Origin of the sequence: Henriciella algicola (assembly GCF_003576245.1) — a bacterium.
Classification (GTDB): domain Bacteria; phylum Pseudomonadota; class Alphaproteobacteria; order Caulobacterales; family Hyphomonadaceae; genus Henriciella; species Henriciella algicola.
On the sequence record NZ_QWGA01000007.1, the window covers coordinates 223,993 to 241,529 of the forward strand.

Below are 17,537 nucleotides of genomic sequence, written 5' to 3' on the forward strand. Positions count from 1 at the left end.
CCGCGCACTGCAATGATTGCGATACAGCAGCCTTATCTGTGGTAAAACTTGCCCATTCGAACGGAGGCCGCTAATACGCCCCGCTCTGGAGATATGAATATGACCTGGACGCCAAACAGCTGGAGGGCAAGGCCCGCCAACCACATCCCGGATGACTATCCGGACGTTGACGCACTCGCGAATGTCGAGGCACGCCTGAAGGCGTTCCCGCCGCTTGTCTTTGCGGGCGAAGTTCGCAGGCTGAAACAGCAGCTCGCGACGGTGTCGAAGGGCGAGGCATTCCTGCTTCAGGGCGGCGATTGCGCCGAGAGCTTCAAGGAATTCAGCGCCGACAACATTCGCGACACGCTGCGCGTCATGTTGCAGATGGCGGTCGTTCTCACGTTTGCTGCGTCCAAGCCAGTCGTGAAAGTCGGCCGTCTTGCGGGCCAGTTCGGCAAGCCGCGTTCTGCACCGATCGAGACAATCGACGGTGTCACGCTGCCATCCTATCGCGGCGACAATATCAACGGCATGGACTTCACGCCGGAGGCCCGGATGCCGGACCCTGAGCGTCTGATCCAAAGCTACTCGCAATCTGCCTCCACGCTAAACCTTGTTCGCGCCTTCTCTCATGGCGGCTATGCGGACCTTGCAAACGTGCATCGCTGGATGCTGGGCTTCGTCGATCGCTCGCCTCAGGCAGAGCGCTACAAAGCGCTAGCGGAGCGTATCACTGACGCGCTCTCCTTCATGGAAGCGTGCGGGGTGAGCTCCAAGACCGTGCCGCAGATGGCGCAGGTTGATGTCTACACCTCGCATGAGGCGCTTCTGCTCGGCTTCGAGGAGGCAATGACGCGCGTCGATTCAACGTCCGGCGACTGGTACGACACATCCGCACACATGCTCTGGATTGGTCACCGTACACGCCAGGTCGATCACGCGCACGTCGAGTTCTGCAAAGGCATCCATAACCCGCTCGGCATCAAATGTGGTCCAGGCATGGAAACCGATGAGCTGCTTCGCCTGATCGAAACGCTCAATCCGAAGGATGAGGCTGGCCGCATTACGCTGATCTCGCGCTTCGGCTCCGAAGGTGTGAAGGAAGGTCTTCCGCCGCTTGTCCGCGCGATCAAGAAGAGCGGTCGCAATGTCGTCTGGTCATGTGACCCGATGCACGGGAACACGCTGAAAACCGATAGCGGTTTCAAGACCCGTCCGGTCGACCGGATCCTGTCCGAGGTCAGCCAGTTCATCGATATCGTTTCGAGCGAAGGCTGCTATCCGGGCGGCGTCCACTTCGAGATGACCGGTCAGGACGTCACTGAATGCATCGGCGGCGCACAGGCAATCTCCGAAGCAGACCTGTCATCGCGATACCACACTCACTGCGATCCTCGCCTGAATGGCGAACAGGCGCTTGAACTTGCCTTCCTGATCGCAGAGAAGCTCCAGCTCATGAAAGAGGCGGTAAACGCCGAGGCTCGCCAGGCGAGCTGACTGGGGAGAAAACGCCATGCGTCGCAGGCGGGTTTGGCCCGCCTGGGCGCGGCCATCTGACATAGCAGACCTCTTGCGGCTTTCAGGGCCGATCGCTGTTTCGCGCGCGGCGATGATGCTGATGGGCCTGACGGACGTCATCGTCCTCGGCCAGAATGCACCGGAAGAAGTGCCATTTGTCCTGAATTCGTGGCTGCCGATCGGCGTGTCGCTAGGCCTGACCATGGGCCTCCTGATGGGCGTGTCAGTCCTCACGGCTGAGCTCGCGGGCATAGGGCAGGGCAAGGATACCGGACGCATATTCAGGCGCGGTATTCGCTTCTCGCTATGGTTCGGGGCAATCCTGACGGTAGTCATCTTCCTGACGGCCGGGCCGATGTTCCGCCTGTTCGGGTTCGATGATGAGGTCGCGGCCGGCACAGCATCCGTGACCAGAATTCTCGCGCTAGGCCTGATCGGCCATATGCTGACCCATGTGGCCGGGTCCTATCTGGAGGCGCTCCGGCGGCCGCTGATCGTCACGGCGATCATGTATGCGGGCGTCCTGGTCAATCTGGTGATAGATCTTGCGGTCGTCGCTGGATGGTGGGGTATGCCCAAGCTCGGCGCTGATGGTGTTGCGATTGCAACCACGGGGACACGCTGGTTCCTTGTCATAGTCTTTCTGGTCGCCGTCTGGAAAATGACGCCCGCGTTCAGGCCGTCCAGCGAAGCGCCAGCAGAGGAGGGCAAGCGTATGTTCTCCGTCGGGTACGGCACAGCGGTCTCAAATGTTGCTGAGTGGGGCGGCTTCAACTCGACCTTCATTATCGCCACGCTGATCAGCACCGCCGTGAACACGGTTTACGGCATGGCGATCCACGTCATCGGTTTCTGCTTCATGGCTTTCCTCGGCCTTGGAACGGCGACCAGCGTCCGCGTTGCGGAGGCGTATGGACGCAAGAATGCAGATCAGGTCCGCGAAGCCTCGCGTCTGGGCATAGTTGCGACAGTGCTGATCGGTCTGCTGTTAGGTCTGCTTGTCTGGACGTTCCGCGAACAGCTGGCGTCAATCCTGATCCGGTCGGACGCAGAAGTTGCCGGTGTCGCGATCCATGCGGCGCTCGTGCCTATCATCGGCTTCACCTCGCTCGTGATCGTATTCGACGGGCTTCAGAACGTCGCCTCCATGGCGATGCGCGCACAGAATGTTATCTGGCCGCCGACCTTCATCCACCTTGGCTCATACTTCCTGCTGATGCTACCGCTGACCTGGTACTTCGGGATGGAGCGCGGGGGCGGAGCCATGGGCATGATGCAGGCAGTCCTGATCGCGTCGCTAATTGCGGGTCTCGCCCAAACCGTTCTGCTGGAATCAAAAGCGGCGCGTCAGCTGAAGCCAACGCGCCGCCCCAAATAGGTTCCTGGCGGGACCTAGATGTCTTTCAGAGCCGAAGCAGGCTTGAAAGCACCAGACGTCTTTTCAGGGATCTGGATCGTTTCGCCGGTTGCCGGGTTACGGCCTTCACGAGCGCCGCGGGTCTTGGCGTGGAAGGTACCAAAACCAGCGATAGCGACCTGCTTGCGGTCCTTCACTGCGCCGGAAATGGTGTCGAAGACTGCGTCCACCGCTTTGCCGGCGTCTGCTTGTGACATGCCAGCAGATTCTGCGACGGCTTTCGTAAGTTCACCCTTATTCATTGGGCACTCCTCTTTGTTAACGGCGATTTTGTGCCGTGAGAGTTTTCTACACGATTCGAATGGGGTGGATATGCTGTAAACCCAATAACCACGGGCTATTTCAGCAGAATCCACCCCTCTTCGCCCTCAATCTGTGCAATTTCTTCGCTTGAGAGGGCTTCAGGAGGACCGAACAGGGCGCCAAGGCGACCGGCCTCGTCCAGACTGTAATAGTGGCGGGCGAGTGCCTCGACCTGCGCCTGATCCATCACCTCGCCGGTGCGCGGCTTAGCATCGACGAGCGACGGATAAACCTCCGCGAAGACGACATCGGTGCCATCGAGCGTTTCTGCATCCATAGGCGCAAGACCAGTTTCAAACGGCCAGATCTTGCTATTCGGCAGGGATTGGCGGAGCGCATGCACCGTCGGAATTCCGAGGAGCGACTGGCTGCCCACCGAGCCAGCACCATAAAGCTGCCAGCTCGACTTCGGCTTTGCCTTATAGTTCTCGCGAACCCAGCTTTCGACGCGCCGATACTCGTTGAGCGCAATGTCCTCGAAATTGCCTTTTGTGGAGGTAAGCGTCGTCAGCCGGTCACGGGCGGGTGCACCCCAGAAGGGCAGCGGGCCCTTGCTCATGGCGTAGTTCAGGCTGGCAGCCACGGCAAAGCGCGTATTGCTGTTATCGTCAGTCTCTTTGACCTTCGATGCCAGATGGTCGTGCATGGCCTGCCAGGCTGGCTTGTCCTTCGTCAGGCCAGCCAGCTCAGCCGTTCCTGCCGGATAGCCAAGACTGAAATCAAAGCCGACCAGAACCTTGTCGCCGCGCTTTACGAAACGCTCAACAAGACCGTGTATCAGCTCTCGCGCTTTCTTCCGCGTGGACGGGTTTGCGGCCTGAAACTGGAATTTCAGGCGCGCGTCACGTGCAAGTGCGCCGATCCAGACGGAATTGGCACCAAGCGCGGGTTTGCTCGCCGCGCTCCAGTCCACGATGATGTAAGCGTCGAAGAGACGCGCCATGACTTACCTCCATTGGGGGCATGCTCAGGCGAGTTTGACGAGCATCTTCCCTGTATTGCGACCCTGGAAAAGGCCGAGAAACGCTTCGGGCGCCATCTCGATACCCTCCATCACAGTTTCCTCGAACTTCATGTCGCCATTCTTGATCCAGGCGGCCATGTCTTTAAGGAATTGCGGCTGCATATCTGCGTAGGTCGATACAATAAAGCCCTTGAGTGTCAGCTGTTTGCCGACAACCTGAATAATGTTGCTTGGGCCGGGCTGAACGTCAGTGGCGTTGTACTGGCTGATCATGCCGCAGATCGCAAAACGACCCATAGGGCGGGCGCATTCGATGGCCGCCTGAAGGTGATCGCCGCCAACATTGTCGAAGTATACGTCAATGCCTTTAGGGGCCGCCTTCTTCAGGGCGCCCAGCAAGCCTTCATAACTATCATGCGCCTTGTAATCGATCACATGATCGGCGCCGAGCTCCTTGACGAGATTGCATTTTTCCGCGCCGCCGGCAGAGCCAATAACGGTGCAGTTCTTGATCTTCGCAATCTGCACAACTGTTGAGCCGACAGCGCCTGCAGCACCCGAAACGAACACCGTGTCGCCTTCCTTGAGATCAGCGACCCGAAGGATGCCTGCATAGGCAGTCAGACCGGGCATGCCTGCGATTCCAAGCAGTGCTGACTCAGGCAGGCCGGTCTGCGGCACCTTGTTGGCCATGTTTTCTTCAGGCTTGCCGGTCCACACGTCGCGCCAGCCAGCCATCGAAACGATCAGGTCACCCTCTGCATAGTCGGGATGCGCTGAGGCTTGCACATGACCGACCGCGCCACCTGTGAGGAGTTCGCCAATCTGGAAGGGCGGCACATAGCTTTCGCGGTCGTACATCCGGCCGCGCATATAAGGGTCTACAGACATCCAGCTGTTACGGACCTGGATCTCGCCACTCTTTGGCGCTGGCGCTGAGACATCGACCGTCTTGAAGTCGTCCATCTTGGGCATACCCACTGGTCGCTTTGCCAGGGCCCAGCCAGTTCCATTCAAATCAGCCATGTCGCGTTTCCTCTTATTTTTGATAGGTTTCGGACGGGAACATGGGTCAACATCCTGCCTCTGTGAAGGTGGGGACGAAAGAATTCGCAAGAGTCTTTGACCCGACAATCTGTGCCGTTCGCTTGCGTGCAATCGCACTCGAATGCGAAGGGGCAACCAATCTGGAGTAAATTACATGTCCCTCAAAACAGGCTTGATCGGTGCCGGTGTGTTCGGCGGCTATCATGCGGGCAAGATCGCTGAAGCGCAGACCACTGACTTTGTCGGTGTGTTCGATCCCGATGCCGCGCGCGCGGCTGAGCTTGCTGAAAAGCACGGCGTTAAGTTGTTTGCCTCGCAGGCTGAGCTTTTCGCCGCTGCCGACGCGGTCCTCATCGCGTGCCCGGCTATCTATCACGCCGAAACCGTTGAGGCCGCACTGGCCGCAAGCTGCCACGTGCTCGTCGAGAAGCCGCTGGCCCTCACAGGCGAGACCGCAAAAGCGCTCGCCGCAAAAGCCGATGCGGCCGGACTTGTTCTGCAGGTTGGCCATCAGGAACGTCTCGTTCTGAAGGAAATGGGCCTGTTCGACCTGCCTGAGACGCCGACCGAGATCGAAGCATGGCGTGAAAGCCCGCCGGCGCCAACCGGCCGCGCTGGCGATGTCTCTGTCATCTTCGATCTGATGATCCATGACCTCGACATGGTTGCGTGCCTGATGGGGCGCGCTGACAAGATCGAAGGGCAGGGCGCGATCATCCATTCCGGCCACATCGACGAAGCCACAGCCACGCTGAGCTTTGCGAATGATAGCCGCGCCGTCGTTTCATCCAGCCGCGCGGCAGAAGAGCGCCGCCGCAAGATGCGCCTCGCCTTCAAGAGCGGTGAGATCGAAATCGACTTCCTGACGCGCGAAGTCCGCAACACCACCCCGTTCGAAGTCCGCGCAGACGTCTCGCAATCCCTGCCTGACCCGCTAGGCGCGGCAGACCATGCCTTCTTCGCTGCTTGCCGCGGAGAAGGGCCTGTCCTTGTGCCGGGGCGCGAAGCAGTCGAAGCTGTGCGCGTGGCCGAAGCCCTAGAAACAACAATAAAGACAACCACCGGAGCCTGACCCATGGCCGCTGCCGAAAAAATTACCCCGACTGGCGATGCACCGATCCAGTTCTTCGACCTGAAGTCCCAGCAGGCCTCGATCCGTGGCGCGCTCGAAGAGCGCTGGACGACCATTCTCGATCACGGCCGCTATATTGGTGGGCCGGAAGTTGATGAATGCGAGCAGAAGCTCTGTGAGTTCACGGGCGCAGCTGACGCTGTTGTCGTTGGTTCGGGGACGCAGGCGCTCGTCATGCCGCTCATCGCGCTCGGCTATGGTCATGGAGACGCGGTCTTCATCCCGGGCTTCACTTATAACGCCACGGCGAATGCCGTCCTGCTTGCAGGCGCAACGCCGGTCCTGGTCGATATCGATCCGAAGACGTTCAACATGGACGCTGAGGACCTCGAGCGCAAAATCCAGCGTGTGAAGGCTAACCGCAATCTTCGCGCCCGCGCCGTGATGCCTGTCGACCTCTACGGCCTGCCAGCTGACTACCCGGCCCTTCAGGCTGTCGCTGACACCCACAATCTCCGCATGGTGGCCGACGCTGCTCAGGCCTTTGGCGGCCGTCAGGACGGCAAGTGGATCGGGACGCTGGCGGAAATCACGGCAACCAGCTTCTACCCCACCAAGACACTAGGCGGCTACGGCGATGGCGGCGCAATCCTCGTGCGGGACAAGGAAGTCGGCGACCTGCTTCGTTCGATCCGCTGGCACGGTACAGGCGACAATCGCAAGGAATCGATCCGCGTCGGCATCAATGGCCGCTGCGACTCGATCCAGTGCGCTGTCGTCTCCGAAAAGCTCGGCATCTTTGAAGATGAGCGCCAGCGCCGCATCGCGTCAGCGAAAATCTATGATAAGCGTCTTGTGGGGAAGGTCGAAGGCCAGATCGGCGCTGCAGGCGACGAGTCAGCCTACGGTCTCTACACTGTGCGCGTGCCAGAGCGTGATTCCATCCGGGCCGCGCTGCAGGAAAAAGGCGTACCGACGGCGATCTATTACGACACGCCAATCCACCAGATGCCGGCCTTCGAACAGTTCTCACCTCCGGGCGGTCTGCCGGAATGTGAGCGTGCCTCGAAGGAGGTTCTCAGCCTGCCAATGCACCCATACCTGTCGGAAGATCAGATCCACCGGGTTTGTGACGCACTCCTTGGTGCTTTGCAGCGCTGACAGTTTCTCTTAAGTGGGCGCCATGACAGACGTGCTCAAAATACTGGCGGTCCAGTTCAACCCCATCGTTGGTGACATCAACGGCAATGCGAAGCTTGCACGCGAGGCGCTTGAAGCGGGCGCGCGGGACGGCGCTGACCTCGTGGTCTTCAGCGAGATGTTTATCCTCGGCTATCCGCCGGAAGACCTCGTCCTGAAGCCGAGCGCAGTTGAGCTTAGCATGAAAGCGGTCGCTGATCTCGCTAAGGACGCGGCCAGCCTTCCCGCCTTTATCATCGGCTCGCCCTGGGCCGAAGATGGTGAGCTCTACAATTCAGAACTCTTCTGCCGCGATGGCGCCATCGAAGCGCGATATGACAAGCAGGAACTTCCCAATTACGGCGTCTTCGATGAGCAGCGTCTCTTCACCAAAGGCAAGTCACCCGCCTGTATCGTTGAAGTGAAGGGCGTAAAGATCGGTCTCGCCATCTGCGAGGATGTCTGGTTCGACCGCGTGCCGAATGCAGCAAAGGCAGCGGGCGCCGAACTTCTCGTCATCCCCAATGGGTCACCGTGGCGCCGCAGCATCCACAGTGAACGTGCCGAGGCCTTCGACCGCTGGAGCAGACTCGGCCTGCCTTACATCTTCGTCAATCAGGTTGGCGGTCAGGATGAGCTGGTGTTCGACGGCGCCTCCTATGCGACGAACTCAACTCACTCAAAACGCTGCGGTCTCGTTGGCCAGTTCGACACCGGTATGTCCATGGTCGAGTTCGACCTCGAGACACGCAAGCTGAAGCTCCCTGATGCGGGCTGTGAGCTCGACCCTGACGGTTGGCACATGGAATACCGCGCCGCCACACTGGCGCTCGGCGACTATGTGAACAAGAACCGGTTTCCGGGTGTCGTCCTCGGCATGTCCGGCGGCATCGACAGCGCGCTCACGGCCGCCATCGCGGTTGATGCGCTAGGGCCCGATAGGGTCTGGTGCGTGATGATGCCGTCGAAATACACCTCATCCGAAAGCCTCGAAGACGCAAAGAAATGCGCAGAGCTGCTCGGCGTTCGCTATGACATCGTCAACATTGCGCCCGGTGTGGGCGCGATGGACGAGATGCTCGGTGACCTCTTCGCCGGGCGCGAAAGCGACACGACGGAAGAGAACATCCAGTCCCGCCTCCGCGGCCTGACCTTGATGGCGCTCTCCAACAAATTTGGACACATGGTCGTGACGACCGGCAACAAGTCCGAAATGGCGGTTGGCTATGCGACGCTCTATGGCGACATGTGCGGCGGCTACAATGCGCTGAAGGACTTCTACAAGACCGAAGTGTTCGAGCTCTCCCGGTGGCGCAATGCAAACCATCCAAAAGGCGCGCTTGGCCCGTCGGGTATGGTGATTCCCGAACGCATCATCACCAAGCCGCCATCGGCAGAACTGCGCGAGGACCAGAAGGATGAGGACTCGCTTCCATCCTATGACGACCTCGATGACATCCTGCGCGGCCTTGTCGATGAAGAGGCCGATATCGACGACATCCTCGCCCGTGGGCATGATGAGGCAACTGTAAGACGTATTGAGCATCTCTTGTACATTGCCGAGTACAAGCGTAGGCAAGCGCCGCCCGGCGTCAAAGTCGGCGGCAAGAATTTCGGCCGCGACCGTCGCTATCCGATTACCAACCGTTTCAGGGATGATTGATGACCGCACCTGTCGTCCGTTTCGCGCCTTCGCCAACTGGCAAGCTTCATGTCGGCAATGTCCGCACAGCTCTCATCAACTGGCTCTTTGCTAAGGGGCAGACCGGAGGAGAGCAGGGCCAGTTCATCCTGCGTATCGATGATACCGATACCGAACGCTCGACGCAGCCCTACGAAGATGGCCTCAAGGCCGACCTGACCTGGCTCGGCCTCGTCTGGGATGACACCTTCAACCAGTCCAAACGGTTCGATCAGTACGATGCCGCCGCCGACAAGCTTCGCGGCATGGGTCTGCTCTATGCGTGCTATGAGACCGCCGACGAGCTTGATCGCAAGCGCAAGATCGCGCTCTCACGTGGTCGCCCGCCCGTCTATGACAGATCGGCGCTGAACCTCACCGATGAGGACAAGGCTAAGCTCGAAGCTGAAGGCCGCAAGCCGCACTGGCGCTTCAAGCTGTCCGGTGACCGCGTTGAATGGAATGACCTCGTTCGCGGTCCGCAAAGCATTGACACGTCCAGCGTTTCTGATCCGGTTCTGATCCGCGAGGACGGCTCGTATCTATACACACTTCCATCCGTCGTCGATGACATCGAGGCGAAGATCACTCATGTCGTGCGCGGCGAGGATCACGTCACCAATTCCGGCGCCCAGATCGAAATCTTCAAGGCGCTTGGCGGTACCGCGCCCGACATGGCGCACACCCCGCTTCTGGTCGATGCCGAAGGCGGCGCATTCTCCAAGCGCCTCGGCTCGCTCAGCATGGATACGCTGGAAGCGCGCGGCATCCTGCCGATGGCGATCCTGTCTCTGCTCGCCAAGCTCGGCACCAGCGACAATATCGAAGTGCGCAGCGATCTTGCGACGCTCGCGGCAGAGTTCGACTTCTCGAAAATCGGCCGCGCACCCGCAAAGTTCGACGAGAAAGACCTTCTCGCCCTGAACGCAGTCCTCGTGCACGACCTGCCATTCGAGGCTGTACGCGCAGACCTTGAGCGCATCGCGCCGGATGCGGCCAATGAAGCTTTCTGGCTGGCCGTCCGCGAGAATTGCGAGACCGTTCACGACGCAAAGCCATTCGCTGACATCGCCTATGGCACGATTTCATCTGTCATCGATGATGAAGACGCCGACTTCATTGCCGAAGCGCGCAATCGTCTTCCGGAAGGTGAGCTTACCAGTGAAAGCTGGAAGGCCTGGACGACGGAGCTGAAAGAGGCGACCGGCCGCAAGGGGAAGGGGCTCTTCATGCCGCTTCGCAAGGCGTTGACCGGTCAGGAACACGGCCCGGACATGTCAGTGATCTTCCCGCTGATCGGGCGCGAGGCAGCCGAACGCCGGCTTTCCCGCGCCTGAAGCAGGCACTGATCAGGAAATCGCCACAACCCGGTCGCGAAGGGCAGAGATCGCAAGCTCTGGCGTGCTCTCATGCACCAGTGCGCTGCGGAAGCTTTCCGGCGTGAATTTGCCATCGATGATGTGGTTCATCAGCTCAAAGAATGGCGCCCAGAAGCCATCCTCATCAAGGAAGGCCATTGGCTTTGCGTGAAGGCCAAGGCGCGCCCAGCTCAGCATCTCGACAGCTTCCTCCAGCGTGCCAATGCCACCGGGCAGCACGATGAAAGCATCCGACTCGTCGAACATCATCTGCTTCCGCATGTGCATGTCATCGACGATGCGGTGTTCGACTTCATCGAAGACGCGTTCCTTCTGGAGCAGGAATTTTGGCATGATGCCCAGCACTTCCCCACCAGCTTCGTGAGCAGCGCGCGCGCAAGCACCCATCAGGCCGACACCGCCGCCGCCATAGACCAGCTTCAGGTCCTGATCCGCGAGCGCGCGGCCAAGATTGCGGGCAAGGGTCAGATAGCCGGGGCGTACATCGTCAGATGACCCGCAATAGACACAGATTGATTTCAGCTTCGCCATTTCAGTCTCATTCGTTTTCAAGCGCGTTTAGGCTACTGCGTGGATTCGTTCCAGCCTCGCCCTGTTCGCCGCGCACATTTCGTCCCATATGGCAGCCATGACCGCACCCACTTCTTCGCAGCCAGACCGCGACCGGATCGAGAGCGCCGATGGTGGCCTTGGTAGCGCGATCGTCAAGATCCTGAAACTCCTCGCCCGTCCGGAGATGAAGAAGTGGCGCCCCATCATGGTGGTCGCCATCATCCTGACGCTTGGCGCCGCCGTGCTGGAAGTTGTCTCGCCCATCATCCTCGGCGATGCGATCAACCGGGTTGCGGGGGAAGACGGCGTGGAGGCTGCCCCGCTCGCAATTGCGATAGGCTGGATCGCGCTGGCCATCGGTCTTCGCTTTCTGGCGGCCGCGCTACCCCAGGCGCGTGACGCGCTCTTCAGCCCGGTAAGTCAGGATGCACAGCGCATTGCCTGCGTCGACGCCTTTGGTCACGCGCAATCACTTTCCCTCGGCTTCCATCAGACACGTCGGTCCGGCGCGCTCAACCGCGTCATTGAGCGGGGCGCGAGCGCGATCGACTACCTGATCCGGTTTCTCGCCTTCAATATCGGCCCGACTTTCGTCCGCCTCGCGCTCGCCTCCATCGCGCTTGGCGCCGCCTATGACTATCGGCTCGCGCTGATCGCCGTGGTGACGATCATTCTCTATGTGATTGCCACCGTCATCATTACTGAATGGCGCGTGCGCCAGCGCCGGCGCATGAACAAGGCTGACACAGAGCTTCGCGCCGTCTCCATCGACACGCTGACAAACTTCGAAACGGTGAAAGCCTTTGCGGCTGAAAAGCGTGAGACAGGCCGCTATGACACCGCCATGCGCCGCTACAACAAGCGCTACGTCGAAGCGGTCCGCAGCATGTACCTGCTGAACGGTGTGCAGGCCTTCATCATGAATGCCGGCCTGCTGGCCGTTCTGGCGCTTTCTGCCTGGAACTACAGCCGGGGCACGATGCAGATCGGTGACCTCACCGCGGTCATGCTCGTCCTGCTCAGCCTCTACGCTCCGCTCAACATTCTTGGTTGGGCATGGCGAGAGATCAAACAGGGCGCTGTCGATCTCGAAAAGCTCCACGGCCTCCTCGCCATGGTGCCTGAAGTGCAGGACAGGGCAGGTGCGATAGAGCTCGATAAGCCGGAAGGCGCGGTGAGCTTCGATAATGTCAGCTTCACGCACGATGCCCGCACTGTGGGCGTCGCCGATATCAGCTTCGACGTTGCACCCGGGCGTAAGATCGCCTTCGTCGGGACATCCGGGGCTGGGAAGTCGACGCTCTTGAAGCTCTTATTCCGCTTCTACGATGTACAGACCGGCAGCGTGCGTATCGACGGCACAGACGTACGCGACATGACGCAGGCCTCTCTTCGGCAGGCTCTGGGCCTCGTCCCGCAGGATGTTGTCCTGTTCAACGACACGATTGCCGCAAACATCGCCTACGCCAATCCAGAGGCCTCCAACGAAGCGCTCGAAGATGCCGCGCGCCGCGCGCAGCTTTTGCCCTTCATCGAAGCGCTGCCAGATGGCTGGCAGACCGAAGTTGGCGAACGCGGCCTCAAACTCTCTGGCGGCGAGAAGCAGCGCGTCGGCATAGCTCGCGTCATTCTCGCTGACCCGGCCGTGCTTGTCCTCGATGAAGCGACCTCCGCGCTCGACAGCGCGACCGAAGCTGCCGTACAGGACGCACTTGATGAAGCGTCGCGCGGGCGCACAACACTCATGGTCGCGCACCGCCTGTCGACCGTGCAGAACGCCGACGAAATCGTCGTTCTCGAGCAGGGCCGGATACTGGAGCGCGGAACGCACGGCGAACTTTTGCGCTCTGATGGCAAGTATGCACAAATGTGGGCGCATCAGGTTGCGCGGGACCGCCTCGCAACCGCCGCCGAATAAGAGGAACTACCATGGCAGACCGTGACGCGTCACTTTCTCACAAGACCTTCCCCTGGTTCAGGAGCGGTTTTGATCTTGAGGGCGTTGTCGGATTTCTGGCGGCCTGGTTGCTCGGGATCCTGCTCGCCATGCTCTGGGAGCCGCTCTTCTGGCTCGGCTTTATTCCCGGCGTCATCATTCTCTTTGCGACGCGCACGGCAGAACGTGTCACACCGCAGTCAGTGGACCATGTGACGTCGCCTTGCGACGGCGTCGTCGTTTCAGTGGAAGAGACCGAAGCGCCTGAAGGTCTCCGCATGGCAGGTCCAGCCGTCCGCATCCGCATCGCGTCCTCGCCCGTCTCTACCAACAATGTTCACGCGCCAATCGCGGGCGCCATTGATCGTATCGAGTGCACTGAGGGTGAGCCCAAGGCCGTCATCGCCATGAAGGCCGAATCCGAAGGGCTCGCGCGCCTCTCTGCGGTCTTCAGCAATGACAATATCCGCGCCGGGTTCGTTTTTGCATCCGGCGGTCTCGGCCCGCGCCTTGTTACCAAGTCTGACGCTGGCGACCGGGTCGCCAAGGGCAAGACTGTCGCCACGCGCCGCCTTGGCGGCTGGTGTGATGTCTACATTCCGGCGCGCTCACCGGGTGCCTGCATTGTTCAGCCGGGCCGCACCCTCACGGGCGGCGAAACCATTCTCTGGGATCTCTCGCTGACCAGCGTCGCATCCGAAACACAGAATGATTACGCGGCGCAGGCAACGGCCGGGAGCTATTCCGACAACACAGCCACGGTCGCAACGACTGCCGCTGCCGCAGTAGCGTCGCCTGAAGTCATGCCCGAGGAACTCGTCGAGGCAGACGCTCCTGTAGACGAAGCGGACCTGCCGGAAAGCGAAGCCTATGCTGCCGACTCGCAACCGACGCCGGAGGTCATTCCAGCCCCGGTAGAGGCCGAAGCCGAGGCGGCTGTGCAGGCGACTGAGGAAGACTGGATCACTGAGCCAACGCCGGAGACGCTGCCGCCAGAGGTCGCAGAAGAGGTTTCAGAAACACCTGACTTCGAGCCGGACGCTGACACATCGTCAGATGCTGAAGGCGATGATGGCGAAGATCCGTCCACCATGTTCGAGCGGCTTCGCCAGCAGGCACGTCGGCTTGCCGGTGAAGATGACGATCAGGAAAACCGCTAGTCCTGGCCCGGCTCTGCGCTGTTCATCCAGCGCAGGACCGGCCGCACAGGCAGGATCCAGGCGACGCCTGCAATGATATAAAAAGGCAGTTCGAGCCAGAACGGCCAATCGGTCATGTGGCTGCCGATTGTCCCGACCAGAAAGATCCAGATTGCAATGATGGCAAGGATTGCGATGGCCGCGAGCGGTTTGCGCATGATGGGTTCTGGTCCTGACTTCAATACACCTGCGACCGCGTGACGGCTTGCGAATTTGCGGCGTACGCTCAGATAGGTCGCCATGACACAAATGGCAAAGTCCCCGTACGCAGACAAATGGATCCGGCGCTGGCTCGTCGTGATCGCGCTGATGGTCTATGCGATGATCCTGATCGGTGGCATGACGCGCCTCACCGATTCAGGTCTCTCCATCACTGAATGGGATGTCATCAAAGGCTCTATCCCGCCGCTCAACCAGCAGGACTGGGCGGAAGAGTTCGCGAAGTACCAACAGACCACCGAGTTCCAGCAGCAGAACTACAATATGACGCTGGCGGAGTTTGAGTACATCTACTGGTGGGAGTGGGGTCACCGTCTGTTCGGGCGGCTCATCGGCCTTTTTGCTGTCGGCGGTCTCGTTTTCTTCCTGGCCCGCAAATGGATTGGGCGGGCGCTCACCACACGGCTCGTCATTCTGATTGCGCTTGGCGGCCTGCAGGGCGCGATTGGCTGGTGGATGGTGTCCAGCGGGATTGGTGAAACAGACCGTCTGGATGTCGCGCCGTACAGGTTGATGACGCACTTCGTTCTCGCGCTCGTCATCATTGGTTACACAGTCTGGCTGTGGCTGGATCTTGGCCGCACGCGCCGCGTCACCGCTTCCCAACTTCTTTCTTCACTGTCGATCGTGTTGCTCGCCCTGGTTTCTATCCAGATGGCATCCGGCGCCCTCGTGGCAGGTCTCGATGCCGGGCGGACCTATACTGACTGGCCGCTCATGGACGGCGCATTTGTGCCAGCGTCATATATTCAGGAAGGTCTTGGTATCCGCAGCCTGTTCGAAGGGCTGGCGGCGACCCAGTTCAATCACCGGGTGCTCGCCTATGTCCTCTGGGGCGCGGCTCTGGGCGGGGCAGTCCTTGCCTTGGGCAAACCTGCCGCCAAACCCTTTGCTTTGCTGGCTACCCTTGTCACAGCTCAGGCCGCTTGGGGCATCTACACACTCGTCAGCGGCGCACCGCTAAAGCTTGCCATCATCCATCAGGCGCTCGGCGTGATTGTGTTCATCGCCGCCGTGCGCCTTGTCTGGATCACTCGGTCGCCGTCGGAACCTCAATCGGCGACATCGTAATACGGCTAGGGTCGATCATGACGACCCGGTGATCGTCGCCGCTGACCGTGCCGCCGACAATGATGACGCCTCCGGGATAGCCACCGCCGCGCGCATCGCCCGTTGCCGCCAGTGACGTAAACATGCTCGGCACTTCGACCGTGATGCCTTCACGGATATCGAACGTGGCCGGCTCGCTATCGCCGACGGCCAGTTTGAGACGTCCATTGCCTTCAGACAGGATAAGCGTTTCGCGTCCCAGACGGCGAAGGCTTGCTGCCGCATCAACAGGGGCCGAAAACGCCGTCGCCTCATCAGCGCTGATAACGCAGGCCGTGATCGGGCCGCTCGCGGTCTGCTCATCTTCGACTTCAAAGACAAGCTCGCCGCCTGATTCCCGAATGGCGCCATTATAAAGCGTGTCCGGCTCCGCTTCGGTCCAGTAGGCAATCCGGTGGGTGGAATCAGCATCGTCCGCAGGTGGGGCAGCACATATGCCAGCGGCTGGGCCGACCTGATCACCTTGCAGGTCATACTGGATCGGCGCGGCAACGCCGCCGCCATAGATCCAGACTTTCAGGCTGCCCTCTGCGTCAATGCCAGGAAAGATCGTGACCGGCGTGCCGGCAAGCATCGCATAGCGTCCTTCCGCGAGCGCGCGCGTGCCTTCTCCGGTCGTCTCGGTGATACGCTCACCATCGAAGTCGAAAATCTGGACGCTGCCATCATCATAGGCAACGGCAAAGGTCGATCCGGCACCGCCCGCAACACCGATGCTGGCAACCGGCGAATCGAGCTGGCGGGTCGACCAGACAGCGGGCAACATATTTATTGCTGCCGTATCAGTGGTTTCAGACACAGCGTCCTCTTCCTGGGCCGCTGGTTCGCCCTGTTCTGCAGGCTCTTGCGGGCCAGAGCAGGATGCAGCATAGAATAGCAGGAAACCGGCGATCCCTGCGTTGACAGGGAAGGTCTGCGCGCTTAAACGCGGGCGCTTGAACATATTCCAACACTCCGAATGAGAGGCTCCCGAGGAGCAATGAAGACTTATAACGCACCAGCTGACGTGGAGAACAAGTGGATCGTTATCGACGCAACTGATGTTGTGGTCGGTCGCCTTGCTTCATATGTCGCCAAACGCCTGCGCGGCAAGCACCGCGCTGATTACACTCCGCACATCGATACGGGCGACCATATCGTTGTGATCAATGCGGAAAAGGCTCGCTTCACCGGCAACAAGCTGCGTGACAAGACCTATTACCGTCACACCGGATACCCAGGCGGCATCAAGCAGACCACGGCAGAGAAGATCCTCGGCGGTCGCTTCCCAGAGCGCGCGATTGAGCTCGCTGTGAAGCGCATGATGCCGGGTGAAAGCCCGCTCGCCCGCCAACAATTCTCCAAGCTTCGCGTCTATGCAGGGTCTGAGCACCCGCATGAGGCCCAGAAGCCGGAAACCGTCGATTTCGCATCGATGAACGTCAAGAATCTGAGAGACGACTGATCATATGTCCGATACCGCCAATTCTCTTGAAGACCTGAAAACCGTCACCAGCGGCGAAGCTGCAACCGAGACGGTTGTCACTGCAGAACCAAAGATCGACGAGTTCGGCCGCTCCTACGGCACCGGCCGCCGCAAGTCCGCAACGGCTCGCGTCTGGCTGAAGCCAGGCACCGGCAAGATCACCGTCAACGGCAAGGACCAGGAGCAGTACTTCGCTCGTCCGGTTCTGCGCATGGTGATCGAACAGCCGCTGATCGAAACCGATCGCCGCACCGAGTTCGACGTCATCTGCACCGTCAAGGGCTCCGGCCTTTCCGGTCAGGCTGGCGCTGTGCGTCACGGCATTGCACGTGCACTCGTCAACTATGAGCCAGGCCTGCGTTCGGTTCTCAAGCCATTCGGCTTCCTGACCCGCGACCCGCGTACGGTTGAGCGTAAGAAGTATGGCCGTGCAAAAGCACGCCGCAGCTTCCAGTTCTCGAAGCGCTAGGTTCGCATTCAGAATCTTTTTCCCGAAAAGGGCGCTTCGAAACCG

Annotated in this window: 17 protein-coding genes; 11 read left to right on the top strand and 6 right to left on the bottom strand. The window is 60.2% G+C overall.

The window, feature by feature from the left end:
* Positions 1 to 93 precede the first annotated feature (93 nt).
* The gene (locus tag D1222_RS10795; RefSeq protein ID WP_407646744.1) at positions 94 to 1,479 is read left to right on the top strand and encodes a class II 3-deoxy-7-phosphoheptulonate synthase; all 1,386 of its coding nucleotides are present in this window, start codon (positions 94 to 96) and stop codon (positions 1,477 to 1,479) included.
* A gap of 73 nt (positions 1,480 to 1,552) precedes the next feature.
* Entirely contained in the window at positions 1,553 to 2,878 is a 1,326-nt protein-coding gene (locus D1222_RS10800; protein WP_233348691.1) for an MATE family efflux transporter, read from the top strand.
* Between the two features lie 14 nt (positions 2,879 to 2,892).
* On the opposite strand, the gene D1222_RS10805 is transcribed toward D1222_RS10800, so the two are convergent.
* The 3 genes from D1222_RS10805 to D1222_RS10815 form a co-directional block, all read right to left on the bottom strand.
* Complete coding sequence (locus D1222_RS10805; RefSeq protein WP_119454277.1) at positions 2,893 to 3,159, bottom strand: HU family DNA-binding protein; 267 nt, start codon at positions 3,157 to 3,159, stop codon at positions 2,893 to 2,895.
* Between the two features lie 95 nt (positions 3,160 to 3,254).
* Positions 3,255 to 4,163, bottom strand: coding sequence for a hypothetical protein (locus D1222_RS10810; RefSeq protein ID WP_119454278.1), 909 nt, complete (start codon positions 4,161 to 4,163; stop codon positions 3,255 to 3,257).
* A gap of 24 nt (positions 4,164 to 4,187) precedes the next feature.
* Positions 4,188 to 5,210 (bottom strand): NADP-dependent oxidoreductase, encoded by a 1,023-nt coding sequence (locus D1222_RS10815; protein ID WP_119454279.1) that lies wholly within the window; start codon positions 5,208 to 5,210, stop codon positions 4,188 to 4,190.
* Between the two features lie 175 nt (positions 5,211 to 5,385).
* On the opposite strand from D1222_RS10815, the gene D1222_RS10820 reads away from it, so the two are divergent.
* From D1222_RS10820 to gltX, 4 genes are read left to right on the top strand one after another with little or no spacing between them, the layout of a single operon-like run.
* Positions 5,386 to 6,303, top strand: a complete 918-nt coding sequence (locus D1222_RS10820; RefSeq protein WP_119454280.1) for a Gfo/Idh/MocA family protein — start codon at positions 5,386 to 5,388, stop codon at positions 6,301 to 6,303.
* Positions 6,304 to 6,306: 3 nt separating this feature from the next.
* Positions 6,307 to 7,464 carry a DegT/DnrJ/EryC1/StrS family aminotransferase gene (locus D1222_RS10825; protein ID WP_119454281.1) on the top strand — a complete coding sequence of 386 codons (1,158 nt, stop codon included), beginning with the start codon at positions 6,307 to 6,309 and terminating at the stop codon, positions 7,462 to 7,464.
* A 22-nt stretch (positions 7,465 to 7,486) separates the two neighbouring features.
* On the top strand, positions 7,487 to 9,145 hold the full coding sequence (locus tag D1222_RS10830; protein ID WP_119454282.1) for an NAD+ synthase: 1,659 nt from the start codon (positions 7,487 to 7,489) through the stop codon (positions 9,143 to 9,145).
* Positions 9,145 to 10,500, top strand: coding sequence for a glutamate--tRNA ligase (gene gltX, locus D1222_RS10835; RefSeq protein WP_119454283.1), 1,356 nt, complete (start codon positions 9,145 to 9,147; stop codon positions 10,498 to 10,500). The genes D1222_RS10830 and gltX overlap by 1 nt, the downstream gene beginning before the upstream one ends.
* A 12-nt stretch (positions 10,501 to 10,512) precedes the next feature.
* On the opposite strand, the gene D1222_RS10840 is transcribed toward gltX, so the two are convergent.
* Positions 10,513 to 11,073, bottom strand: coding sequence for an LOG family protein (locus D1222_RS10840; protein ID WP_119454284.1), 561 nt, complete (start codon positions 11,071 to 11,073; stop codon positions 10,513 to 10,515).
* Between the two features lie 97 nt (positions 11,074 to 11,170).
* Here D1222_RS10840 and D1222_RS10845 point away from each other — a divergent pair, with 97 nt between their 5' ends.
* Entirely contained in the window at positions 11,171 to 13,012 is a 1,842-nt protein-coding gene (locus tag D1222_RS10845; protein ID WP_233348693.1) for an ABCB family ABC transporter ATP-binding protein/permease, read from the top strand.
* Between the two features lie 11 nt (positions 13,013 to 13,023).
* Positions 13,024 to 14,190: a phosphatidylserine decarboxylase gene (locus D1222_RS10850; RefSeq protein WP_119454286.1), complete on the top strand. Its 1,167-nt coding sequence runs from the start codon at positions 13,024 to 13,026 to the stop codon at positions 14,188 to 14,190.
* Here the strand turns inward: D1222_RS10850 and D1222_RS10855 are convergent.
* Complete coding sequence (locus tag D1222_RS10855; protein WP_182481954.1) at positions 14,187 to 14,387, bottom strand: DUF2842 domain-containing protein; 201 nt, start codon at positions 14,385 to 14,387, stop codon at positions 14,187 to 14,189. The genes D1222_RS10850 and D1222_RS10855 overlap by 4 nt on opposite strands.
* A gap of 91 nt (positions 14,388 to 14,478) precedes the next feature.
* Between D1222_RS10855 and D1222_RS10860 the strand changes: the two genes are divergently transcribed.
* A complete protein-coding gene (locus tag D1222_RS10860; RefSeq protein WP_119454288.1) occupies positions 14,479 to 15,519 on the top strand; it encodes a COX15/CtaA family protein in 1,041 nt (346 codons plus the stop codon).
* On the opposite strand, the gene D1222_RS10865 is transcribed toward D1222_RS10860, so the two are convergent.
* Positions 15,479 to 16,501 (bottom strand): hypothetical protein, encoded by a 1,023-nt coding sequence (locus D1222_RS10865; RefSeq protein WP_119454289.1) that lies wholly within the window; start codon positions 16,499 to 16,501, stop codon positions 15,479 to 15,481. The two genes, D1222_RS10860 and D1222_RS10865, sit on opposite strands and share 41 nt — an antisense overlap.
* Positions 16,502 to 16,537: 36 nt before the next feature.
* On the opposite strand from D1222_RS10865, the gene rplM reads away from it, so the two are divergent.
* Both rplM and rpsI read left to right on the top strand, forming a co-directional pair.
* Entirely contained in the window at positions 16,538 to 17,002 is a 465-nt protein-coding gene (gene rplM, locus D1222_RS10870) for a 50S ribosomal protein L13 (RefSeq protein WP_119454290.1), read from the top strand.
* Between the two features lie 4 nt (positions 17,003 to 17,006).
* Positions 17,007 to 17,492 carry a 30S ribosomal protein S9 gene (gene rpsI / locus D1222_RS10875; protein ID WP_119454291.1) on the top strand — a complete coding sequence of 162 codons (486 nt, stop codon included), beginning with the start codon at positions 17,007 to 17,009 and terminating at the stop codon, positions 17,490 to 17,492.
* Positions 17,493 to 17,537 lie beyond the last annotated feature (45 nt).